Below are 10,500 nucleotides of genomic sequence, written 5' to 3' on the forward strand. Positions count from 1 at the left end.
AATGGTAAAGGAAATGCTCGAAAAAGCCGCACCCCGGCTGACTGGCGAAGGAACGATGCTTCATTCGGACCAAGGTGTGCTGTACCGTACGGCGGGATATAGGGAATTGCTTGCGGAGCATTCCATGGTTCAAAGCATGTCGCGAAAGGCGAACTGTTGGGACAATGCGCCGATGGAAAGCTTCTTTGCGGTGTTGAAGACGGAGTGTTTCTATAACGCAGGTGAATTGACGGTAGATGAATTGATGAAGCAGATAGATGACTATATGGATTACTACAACCGGGAGCGTTGCAGTTTGAAATTGAAAAAGCTGAGTCCTGTCGCATACAGAACCCAGCTTGCACAGAGCGCCTGAATAGGCTTTTATGAGTGTCCAAGATTTGGGGGCCAGTTCAGTTTTCAGACGACCTTTTTTCCTTTATTCATCTTCTGTTTTACTCATCGTCAGCCAGTCCCAAAAGTTTTCGCTCCATTTGCCGATGCGGTAGAGGAAGAGGGCGTAGCTTTCTTGAAGCAGGAATTTGTTTTTTTCCTTGCTTTGGTCGAACCGCGTGGTCGGCGTGGCGGAGATGTAGGCTTCGATGTCGAGGTCGGAGGCGATTTCGAGGGCGCGGGCGAGGTGGTAGGGGTCGCTGACGATGATGATGCTTCCGATGCCCTCGGCGCGCAATATCGGGCGGATGTTGCGGATATTTTCGTAGGTATTGCGCGAGGTGTTTTCAAAGAGGATGTTGTGCGCAGGTATGCCTTGTTTGAGGGCGTAGCGCCGACCGACTTCGGCTTCGGTCATGTAGCCTTTTTTGGGTGTTCCGCCGGTGAAAACAATTTTTTCGACGCGGTGGCTTTGGTAGAGGGTGATGGCGTGGTTGATGCGTTCGCGGAAGATGGGCGAAGGCCGTTTGTCCCACGCGGCGGCGCCGAGCACGAGGGCGGCATCGGCGCGGACATAACCGGGCAGAGGCTGCGAGCCGGTGTGGTACACCTGCCATGCGCCCTCGCCGAATATGCCGAGTACCAGCAGGATACTCAGGCCTATGCCGCGAAAAAGGTAGTAGCGCAAGCCGTTGCGGCTGCGAAACAGGGAAATCATGTAGGGACGGCCTTCCCGCGCTTCAGTCCAACAGGGCTTCGATGTTTTCGAGCGGTCTGCCGATGGCGGCCTTGTCCTGTGTGGTCAGGATGGGGCGTTCGAGCAGGGCAGGGTGGGCGGCGATGGCTTTGAGTAAGGCTTGGTTGTCGAGGTCGGGATCGTCCAAGCCGAGTTCTTTGTACAAGTCGTCTTTGACGCGCATCATGCCGCGCACGGACTCCAAGCCCAGTTTGGCAAAGATGTCTTGCAGCGTTGCCAAATCGGGCGGAGTGTCGAGGTATTTGACGACTTCGGCTTTGATGCCGCGCGCTTCGAGCAGGTCGAAAGCGGCGCGCGATTTACTGCAGCGGGGATTGTGGTAGAGCGTGAATTCAGACGACATAGAGTTCTCCGATGTTTATAGATTTTGCTGATGGGCTTTATAGTGGATTAACTTTAAATCAGGACAAGGCGAGGCAACGCCGTACTGGTTTAAAGTTAATCCACTATATTATCGGCTGCATTGGAGATTTCCTCAACTTATCACCCGATAATCGTCATTTTTTACCGCTAAAATCCAACATCTTCATTTTCTCCATAGACAGCACGCTGAAAGGGGTTACAATGCCATCATCTGATTGATGCAAAGGATGGAACTTATGAAAAAATTATTGCTTGCCTCTGTTTTGATGACTGCCGCCCTGTCTGCCCCTGCGTTTGCCGCCGACCCGCTGGCAGGCTGGAACGACAACAAGCCGCAAAGCCTGCAATCGCTCAAAGCCCCCGTGCGCGTGGTGAACCTTTGGGCGACTTGGTGCGGTCCATGCCGTAAGGAAATGCCCGCCATGTCCGCATGGTACAAAGCGCAGAAAAAAGGCAGCGTCGATATGGTCGGCATTGCGTTGGATACTTCCGACAACATCGGCAAATTCTTGAAACAAACCCCCGTCAGCTATCATGTTTGGCGTTATACCGGCGCGGACAGCCGTAATTTCATGAAGTCTTACGGCAACAATGTCGGCGTCCTGCCGTTCACCGTCGTCGAAGCCCCAAAATGCGGCTACAAACAAACCATCACCGGCGAAGTCAACGAAAAAAGCCTGACCGCCGCCGTCAATGCCGCTAAAGAGAAATGTAAATAAATCGGGCAGAAACCGAACTTAGAAAATCAAAAGGTCGTCATGAAAACCATGAATCTTGGTTTTCAGACGACCTTTCGATATTTTGGGGTTTACACGCCCTGTTTCAGGCTGGCTTCGATGAATCCGTCCAAATCGCCGTCCAATACGGCTTTGGTGTTGCCGACTTCGTAGCCTGTGCGCAAGTCTTTGATGCGCGAGGAGTCTAAGACGTACGAACGGATTTGGCTGCCCCAACCTACATCGGACTTGCCTTCTTCCAATGCCTGTTTCTCTTCGTTGCGTTTGCGCATTTCCAATTCATACAGTTTGGACTTCAACATTTCCATCGCAGCGGCTTTGTTGGCGTGTTGCGAACGGTCGTTTTGACATTGCACCACAATTCCCGTCGGCTCGTGGGTAATACGCACGGCAGAGTCGGTTTTGTTGATGTGCTGACCGCCCGCACCCGATGCGCGGTAGGTGTCGATGCGCAAATCGGCGGGGTTGATTTCGATTTCGATGGAATCGTCGATTTCGGGGTAAACGAACACGGATGAGAACGACGTATGGCGTTTGTTGTTCGAGTCAAACGGCGAGTAGCGCACCAAGCGGTGAACGCCGGTTTCTGTGCGCAGCAAGCCGTAGGCGTATTCGCCTTCCACGCGGATGGTGGCGCGGTTGATGCCCGCGATTTCGCCATCGTCTTCTTCGAGGATTTCGATTTTGAAGCCTTTGCGCTCGGCGTAGCGGCTGTACATGCGAAACAGCATACCCGCCCAGTCTTCCGCTTCCGTACCGCCCGCGCCTGCGGTGATGTCGATAAAGCAGTTGTTCGGGTCGGCGGGCTGGTTGAACATCCGTTTGAACTCCAAATCCGCCATCTGTTTTTCCAGTCCCGCTACGTCTTCCTGCACGGCGGCGAAACCTTCTTCGTCGTTTTCTTCGACGGCCATTTCAATCAGCATTCGGTTGTCTTCGATGCCCGACGCGATGTTGTCAAGCGTCAACACGATGCCTTCGAGGATTTTGCGCTCTTTGCCGATTTCTTGGGCGCGTTTGGGGTCGTTCCACAGCTCAGGGTCTTCGGAAAGGCCGATGACTTCTTCCAATCGGTCTTTCTTGCCCTGATAGTCCATATAGACGCGGATGTCTTCGCTGCGCTTTTCCAAATCGTTCAGGGTGTTGTTGAGCTGGTTGATTATTTCGGCTTCCATGATTCTTGTGTGCTTTCAAAATTTTAGGGGCGTATTGTAAGGGATTTGCGGGCTTTTTTCTATGATAAAGGTCGTCTGAAAACCTGAATCTCAAGTTTTCAGACGACCTTTGCGTTTGCATTATCCGCCAGCCATGTGGCGGATTCCTATCCGATCTGACCGGATTATTTATTCAGACGCTGCCATTGTGCGGGAGTGTAGGTTCGGGTAGTGGTTTTCTCATTGCCACGACGGTCGGTTCGGGTTTCAGTTACCACGACCTTGTCCTCGTCAGAGGTATCGACTGAACGGGAGTAGAACAACGTCAGAATATACTCGGGGCTGTAACGGTAGCGTTCTTCGATACGGGTGCAGCAGTCGACTTCATTCGTCACAATCAGGGCTTTTTGTTTGTTGTCGACGCGGAACATACCCATGTAATTCTTGGTCAATTCAGTCAGTGAATAATTGGAGCCAAAATAACCATACTCGCCTTGCTCGTAGATATCGTATGTAGGAGAGTTTTTAGGGCCTTTATTGCCGGTTGCAACGGCAATATCCTTGCGTCCGTCAAAGGTAAAGTCTTTCATAATCAAAGGGCTTTTTGCCGCAGAGATTTTGCTGCCTTCGCTGCGTTCAAATATCAGGTCGTCACTCTTAAAAACATTTGTGGTTTCCTGCTTAGGGTGATACAAAAACACCGCGCCTTTGCCGCCGCAATGATTGTCTTTGCAGCCCTCGACAGAAATATGCGCCTGCCAGCCGTCGGGCAGATCGGTCACACGGAAAAATTCTTTTGCCTGAGCGCCGGCAGCGGCGAAAAGAGCAAATAGCATGAGGTATTTTTTCATCAAAGTTCCTTTACGTTTAACCCCGACCGGGTAATGAAATCAAAATTATGCAGAAGAGTAACCCTCTTCATGTCAGGCAGCAAGGGCAATTAAGCCAAACAGGTATTCTTTCATAATTTTCTTATCCTTGCTTTACAAAATGACAAAAGGTCGTCTGAAAGCAGGAAAGGTGTGCAGATGGGCGGGAAAGCGTTGTGTATAGTGGATTAACTTTAAACCAGTACGGCGTTGCCTCGCCTTAGCTCAAAGAGAACGATTCTCTAAGGTGCTGAAGCATCAAGTGAATCGGTTCCGTACTATCTGTACTGTCTGCGGCTTCGTCGCCTTGTCCTGATTTAAATTTAATCCACTATACATGATTTAACCGATTGGGGTGCGGCATACGGGAAAGCATTGCCTACGGACGTAAAGGTCGTCTGAAAACGGATTTCAGACGACCTTTGATTTGGTAGGGAAGGGAGTTTAGAAAGGCTGCACGCAGATTCCAGGTTTTGTGTGATTTACTGGTGTGTGAAAGTGCGACGCGCCCAATCCAACCTCCTGCCGCCTAAAACCCCGCCCGATCCAACTCCTCCAACAGCGCCGGCCGGCGCGGTTTTTCGCTATATCGTTCCCTGATCTCGTCGGCAAAGTCTTCCATCGCCTGCCGTTGTGCGGAATATTGGCGGCGGAGGGTCTTTAATTGGTTCAAGAGCTGGCGGTATTGTTTACGGTTGCTTGCCTTATTGATTTCAGCCGCAAAGATTTTCAGGTAGCAAGCCACGATTTGGTCGTGATACGGATCGGGGAAAGACGGGGCAAAACGTTCCATCATGTACAACGAAAGATGTTGCTGCAATAGGGCGAGCAGCAGATCGAATTCCTGTTCATGCTCCAATATTTCAGCCCGCAGCGAATATTGACCTGACAAGCGCGCAAGCAGGCGGTTGAATTCATTCGGCCATTCGGCGGCGGAAAACGTGGCTTTCCACGCCTCGTAATGCGGCAATGAAAGGCTGGTGGAAAACGCCAAATCCGCTGCGATTTCGCGTACATTTTTACCGGTTTCCTTCAATACATCAAAAAGTTGCAGCTTCCATTTGTGCGCTGTACCGAGTGTTCCTTCATCTTCGGCAATGCTGATGCCTTCGCGCAAGAGGCGTTCCGCTTCCGCCCAATCTTGCTGCCCGACTGCTTGTTCTACCGCAATTTGTCTGAATTGCGGCAGGTGCAGATGTCGTCTGAAATAATCCTGCGCGGCAGCAGTATCGCCTTTCGCCTGCAAAACCTGCCAACCCTCAAATGCCCAAAATTCATGTTCCCAACCCGACTTGGTAACAGCCAAACGTTTATCCACATAATCTTGCCACGCCTGCCATTCGCCGCGCAGCCGCCAGATTCGGGCGCGGATTTGGTAGATTCTATTGCCTGCCTCGGAGAAATCAAAATAGCGGCTGTCGTCCAAACATTTGTCCAAAAAATTGATCAAACGCTTAGTGACGTTTTCCATGACCGCCTCTTCCAGCAGGTCGATTGCCATATACATAGCATCGCCCAACATACCGTCTGAATCGTCCGCCTTTTCAAAAGCATCCTGCAAACGCGGTATCAACAGAGGCAAAGCCTGCTGCAACGCCTCCGTTCCCTCCTGCGCCACATCTTCCAACCAGTTTTGCAGCCTGAAGCCCAAATCAGCGGCTTCGTAGTAATCATAATATCGGGTTCGGGAAAAGATGCTGGAGAGCTGCTGCCGATACGGATTGCCGCCCTTTTTAGGCTGCTGCGCGTCAGATTCGTCAGGCTGCCCGTCCGGCGTTTGAGCGCGCACCGCGTACCACAACGCCGCCATATGCTTGCACGCCCAGCCATAAGGACAATCGCAGCCCCCGTCCTTAATGTACAAATCACTATCCAGCTTCAGCCATACCGAATAGTTTTCCGAACCGCACACCTCTGCCCGATAACGCCCGGTGGAAGTTTTTTGGATATCGCAAACCTTGCCCTGCTGAAAATACAACAGGCCGCGTTCGACGATGTGGGGCGGAAATAGGCGGGGTAGGTAGATACCGGACATGGTTTGCTTCCAAGAAGTTGTTGAAATATGGGGAGTTTACTGGTTTGGGCGACGTTTGGGGAGATAGTGGTGGGAATTCTTGTTTTGCAAAGTGGCAAAAGGTCGTCTGGAAATGGGATTCAGACGACCTTTTAGGTGCTTGAAAGGAGGCGATAATTTATTTGGAATGCAATGATTGGATAATCAGCGGTATACAGGCTGCCACATTACATCCTGCACGGCCTGTACCCAGTTTTCAGGCTGTTTGGTCGCTACACCGTCCTTGACCGCCTGTTTCGCCACGGCAACCGCCACAGTGGCGGATGACGCGCGCAGGTTGTCTACCGGTGGCAGCAGGGATGCGCCTGTATCTTGCGGGTTCACTTGTGATGCTACGGCTTCGGCAGCGGCAAGCAGCATACCATCGGTAACTTCTTTCGCGCCAGAAACGATAACGCCCAAGCCCAAGCCCGGATAAAGCATGGCGTTGTTGGCTTGCCCAATGTGGTAGTTCACGCTTTTATAAGAAACGGGCGGAACAGGTATGCCGACGGAAATTAACGCTTTGCCGTCCGACCATTGAACCGCGTCGGCAGGCATGACTTCGATTTTCTCCGTCGGATTGGACAGCGGCAGCAAAATAGGCCGTTCTACGCCCGCGCACAGCGCTTTCACCACTTCTTCGGTAAACGCGCCGTGATCGGTGGATGTGCCGATTAAGATGGTCGGCCTGATCTGTTTGACCACTTCCAGTAGGCTGATTTTGCCGTTGGTTTTCGTCCATGCAGCCACTTCGGCGGCAGGACGGGCATATTCCTGCTGATAATCCGGCAGATTCGGCATATCGTCGGTAACCAAGCCGTTGATGTCTATCAGCCATACGCGTTTCTTGGCTTCTTCGCGGGAGAGTCCGTCGCGCTGCATGGCCGCGCTGATTTGGTCTGCCATGCCTGTTCCCGCCGTACCCGCTCCATAAACAACCAAACGCTGTTCGGCAAAATCCTGTTTGGTTACTTTCAAACCCGAAAACACGGCCGCCATGACAATTGCGCCCGTGCCCTGCATATCGTCGTTGAAAATACGGTAGCGTTCGCGGTTTTCTACCAAAATGCGGCGCGCGTTGGACGGGCCAAAATCTTCAAAGTGCAGCAATGCATTCGGGAACAGCTCTGCCGCTGTTTTCAAGTATGCAGCAATCAGCGCGTCGTAGCGTTCGCCGCGCACGCGGGCGTGGCGGTTGCCGAGGTAGGCGGGGTCGTTGAGCAAGGCTTCGTTGTCTGTACCAACATCAAGATTGACGGCAATGGTGCGCGCTGGATCGATGCCTGCGGCAGCGGTGTAAACCGCCAGTTTGCCGACGGAAATATCCGTACCATTCACGCCCCAGTCGCCGATGCCGAGTATTTCTTCCGCGTCCGACACCACAATCAAATCCACATCGTTCGCACCCAGCCCCAAAGATTCAAGGGATTCGCGAATGGCTTCGGGGTGGTTGATATCCAAATACACCGCGCGTGAACGGCGGTAGTCACGGCTCCATTTCTTAATTGCTTCACCTACGGTCGGGTCGTACACAATCGGCAGCATCTCCGCCAAATGGTCGGTCAGCAGTTTGTAATACAGCACTTCGTTGCGGTTGTGCAGCTGGTCGAGAAAAATATATTTTTCAATATTTTCGGCATATGAAGCGTATTGGCGGTAGGCGCGTACGGCTTGTTGGTCAAGCGTCTCCACCGCTGCGGGCAGGCGGCCGATTAAGCCGTATTTCTTACGCTCTTCAACGGTAAACGCCGTGTCTTTGTTGGTTAGCGGGTTTTGCAGGATTTCAGGGATGTTGCTCATGATGCAGTCTCCTATGAGGTGAGGTGGTTGTGGAATTCCCAATTCATTCTATACTCAATTTCATAAATTAGTAAAACAGATGAAAAATAAAGCGGAATAACGTACTCGGATATGAGAATACAGGTAAGCAATGACAAATCAGGTAAGAGAATATTAAAAAACGGTTGAATTTTTAGTACTCAAAATTACGTCTTACTTTCTGAAAACAAGAAAGGGGATGTAGGCTGCTTTGGAATTGGTTGAAAAGGGTAGTAGTTAGAAAGACCACATTCCATACATTATTTTTTGAAATATAAAATTTAAATGTTTAAGGCTACCTGAAAATTTTCAGGTAGCCTTCATTTATTTCAACCTCTCCCACTCCTTCACCAACCTCTTCACCGACACCGGATACGGTGTCTTCAATTCCTGCGCGAACAGCGACACTCTCAATTCTTCAATCATCCATTTAAACGCGGCGAGGTCGTCTGAAACGGGCAATCCTTGTTTCACCAAACTATCGGTTTTTTCCTGCCACATTTGTTCCAGCTCTTGAATATCGGCTTCGCGGGCTGCGTCACGGGCGGGGTTGCTGCTGTATTTTTCGAGGCGCAGGGTCATGGCTTTGAGGTAGATGGGGAGGCGCGGCCATTGTGCCCACGGGGTGCGGGTGGCGAAGCCGGCGGCGAGTAGGATTTGCAGGCGTAGTCTTAGGAGGTGGGTGAGCGGGTGTTTGCCGAGTTTGCCGTTCAGTTCGGCGTAGGCGGCGGCGGTTTCCTGCAAGTAGCGGCTGAGGGCTTCTTTGACGGCGGGCAGGCGGCTGCGGGCGCGTTTGATTTGTTCTTTGAAGGCTTTTTCGTTGCGCGGCAGCTCGTCTTCGCCGATAAAGGCGCGGTCGCAGACGGCTTGGGTGAGGTCGTCGCGCAGGGTGTCGGCGTTGATGTGTTTGAGCAGCATGGCGGCTTGGGTGAAGCCTTGGATGCCTTTGTTCAGGTCTTTAACTTGTTCTTTTAGTTGTAGTTTCATGAGCTCGATCACACCTAATCTGTGGGCTTGTTCGGCGGCGGCGGACGTGTCGAACAGGCGCAGGGCGATGCGGCCGTCTTTTTCTTTTTGCAGGCCGAGGTAGCCGGTGAGCTGTTGTTTGCCGCGGGCGAATTTGATGGATTCGGGCAGGGTGCCGATGTCCCATGTGGTAACGTTGTCGCGCTCGAATTCTTGGGTGTTATCGCGGAAGGTGGTGGCGGCGGCTTTGCCAAGTTGTTGTTGGATTTGAATTAAATCGCGCCCCATGGCTAATTCTTGCCCGCCGTCGTCGATGATGCGGAGGTTGAAATAGCAGTGTTCGGGCAGCCTGAACGCGGCCCATTCGTCTTGGTTGATTTGCTCCAGTATGCGGATGTCGCCGGCGGTTTTGGCGATGGCTTGGGCGAGTTGGGGCAGGATGGGGGCGTTGCGGTCGGGGTTTTGGCTTAAAAATTGGGTGATGAATTCGGGCACAGGTACGCAGATGCGGCGGATTTGTTTGGGCAGTGCTTTGATTTGTAGCTGGATTTTTTCGCGTATCATGCCGGGCACGAGCCATTCGAGGGCGGCGGGGCTGATGCGGTTGAGCACGGTGAGCGGCAGGGTGAGGGTAACGCCGTCGAGCGGATGGTGCGGCTCGAAGTGGTAGCTGAGTTTGAATTTGCCGTCTGCGGTTTGCCAGTGTTTGGGGAATTGTTCTTCGGTGATGTGCGCGGCGGCGTGCTGCATGAGGTCGTCGCGGCTGAGGAACAGCAGGCGCGGGTTGTCGCGCTCGGCGGTTTTGAGCCAGGCTTGGAAGGTGCGGATGTCGGCGAGGGGGAGGGGTTTCAGACGGCCTTTTGGGGGTGCAGGCTGCTTTTTGGGTTTGGGGTCGTCTGAAATGTTTTGTAGGGTGTGTGAACTCGGTTCACGCACGCGGTTGCCCGTATCTTTGGAATCCGTGTGCGTGGCTTGCGCCACACACCCTACGTTGTGGAGGCCGCCTGAAACCGTTGAAACTCCGGCACTCTGTTCCCTCTCCTGTGGGAGAGAGTTAGGGAGAGGGCTTGCTGCGGCTGCGGAAAAGTTGGTTTGTGCGGCAACTGTTTTGCCCTCTCCCCGGCCCTCCCCCGCGGGGGAGGGGGTAGTTTGCTGAGGGTTTGCAGGACGCAGGTCGTCTGAAAATGGTGGGGTGTGGTTTTCAGGTAGCTTTTCGGAGAGCAGGCTGCTTTCGGTTTTAGTTTTAGCTTCGCAGAAATTCAGCCTTGCTTCGCAAGACGTCGTTTTCAGACTGCCTGAAACCGTTGAGGCAGCGGCACTCTGTTCCCTCTCCTGCGGGAGAGGGTTAGGGAGAGGGCTTGCTGCGGCTGCGGAAAAGTTGGTTTGTGCGGCAACTGTTTTGCCCTCT

9 protein-coding genes are annotated in these 10,500 nt (G+C 52.6%); 2 read left to right on the forward strand and 7 right to left on the reverse strand.

Annotated features, from left to right (window positions below; genetic code table 11):
• On the forward strand, positions 1-355 hold a 355-nt coding region (locus tag HMPREF1028_RS12210), incomplete at its 5' end, for an IS3 family transposase (protein ID WP_009313094.1).
• A 63-nt stretch (positions 356-418) separates the two neighbouring features.
• On the opposite strand, the gene HMPREF1028_RS12215 is transcribed toward HMPREF1028_RS12210, so the two are convergent.
• Together HMPREF1028_RS12215 and arsC are read right to left on the reverse strand one after the other, a co-directional pair.
• Entirely contained in the window at positions 419-1,090 is a 672-nt protein-coding gene (locus HMPREF1028_RS12215) for a YdcF family protein (RefSeq protein WP_009313095.1), read from the reverse strand.
• 22 nt (positions 1,091-1,112) lie between these two features.
• On the reverse strand, positions 1,113-1,472 hold the full coding sequence (gene arsC, locus HMPREF1028_RS12220; protein WP_009313096.1) for an arsenate reductase (glutaredoxin): 360 nt from the start codon (positions 1,470-1,472) through the stop codon (positions 1,113-1,115).
• 256 nt (positions 1,473-1,728) lie between these two features.
• Between arsC and HMPREF1028_RS12225 the strand changes: the two genes are divergently transcribed.
• Positions 1,729-2,211, forward strand: a complete 483-nt coding sequence (locus HMPREF1028_RS12225; protein WP_003775962.1) for a TlpA disulfide reductase family protein — start codon at positions 1,729-1,731, stop codon at positions 2,209-2,211.
• A gap of 89 nt (positions 2,212-2,300) precedes the next feature.
• Here the strand turns inward: HMPREF1028_RS12225 and prfB are convergent, their stop codons facing one another.
• The 5 genes from prfB to HMPREF1028_RS12255 all read right to left on the reverse strand — a co-directional run.
• Positions 2,301-3,404: a peptide chain release factor 2 gene (gene prfB, locus HMPREF1028_RS12230; protein WP_009313097.1), complete on the reverse strand. Its 1,104-nt coding sequence runs from the start codon at positions 3,402-3,404 to the stop codon at positions 2,301-2,303.
• A 164-nt stretch (positions 3,405-3,568) separates the two neighbouring features.
• Positions 3,569-4,234 (reverse strand): hypothetical protein, encoded by a 666-nt coding sequence (locus tag HMPREF1028_RS12235; protein WP_009313098.1) that lies wholly within the window; start codon positions 4,232-4,234, stop codon positions 3,569-3,571.
• Positions 4,235-4,781: 547 nt separating this feature from the next.
• The gene (locus HMPREF1028_RS12240; protein ID WP_009313099.1) at positions 4,782-6,287 is read right to left on the reverse strand and encodes a hypothetical protein; all 1,506 of its coding nucleotides are present in this window, start codon (positions 6,285-6,287) and stop codon (positions 4,782-4,784) included.
• 183 nt (positions 6,288-6,470) lie between these two features.
• Positions 6,471-8,108, reverse strand: a complete 1,638-nt coding sequence (locus tag HMPREF1028_RS12250; RefSeq protein ID WP_009313100.1) for an NAD-dependent malic enzyme — start codon at positions 8,106-8,108, stop codon at positions 6,471-6,473.
• Between the two features lie 342 nt (positions 8,109-8,450).
• Positions 8,451-10,500, reverse strand: a 2,050-nt coding sequence (locus HMPREF1028_RS12255) for a DUF3418 domain-containing protein (protein WP_009313101.1), incomplete at its 5' end; no start/stop codon positions are given.

Source organism: Neisseria sp. GT4A_CT1, assembly GCF_000227275.1.
Lineage (GTDB): Bacteria > Pseudomonadota > Gammaproteobacteria > Burkholderiales > Neisseriaceae > Neisseria.

Coding starts and splice junctions, on each gene's coding strand:
- HMPREF1028_RS12225 (WP_003775962.1), top strand. CDS start 1,729: ATGAAAAAATTATTGCTTGCCTCTGTTTTGATGACTGCCGCCCTGTCT.
- arsC (WP_009313096.1), bottom strand. CDS start 1,472: ATGTCGTCTGAATTCACGCTCTACCACAATCCCCGCTGCAGTAAATCG.
- HMPREF1028_RS12250 (WP_009313100.1), bottom strand. CDS start 8,108: ATGAGCAACATCCCTGAAATCCTGCAAAACCCGCTAACCAACAAAGAC.
- HMPREF1028_RS12215 (WP_009313095.1), bottom strand. CDS start 1,090: ATGATTTCCCTGTTTCGCAGCCGCAACGGCTTGCGCTACTACCTTTTT.
- HMPREF1028_RS12240 (WP_009313099.1), bottom strand. CDS start 6,287: ATGTCCGGTATCTACCTACCCCGCCTATTTCCGCCCCACATCGTCGAA.
- prfB (WP_009313097.1), bottom strand. CDS start 3,404: ATGGAAGCCGAAATAATCAACCAGCTCAACAACACCCTGAACGATTTG.
- HMPREF1028_RS12235 (WP_009313098.1), bottom strand. CDS start 4,234: ATGAAAAAATACCTCATGCTATTTGCTCTTTTCGCCGCTGCCGGCGCT.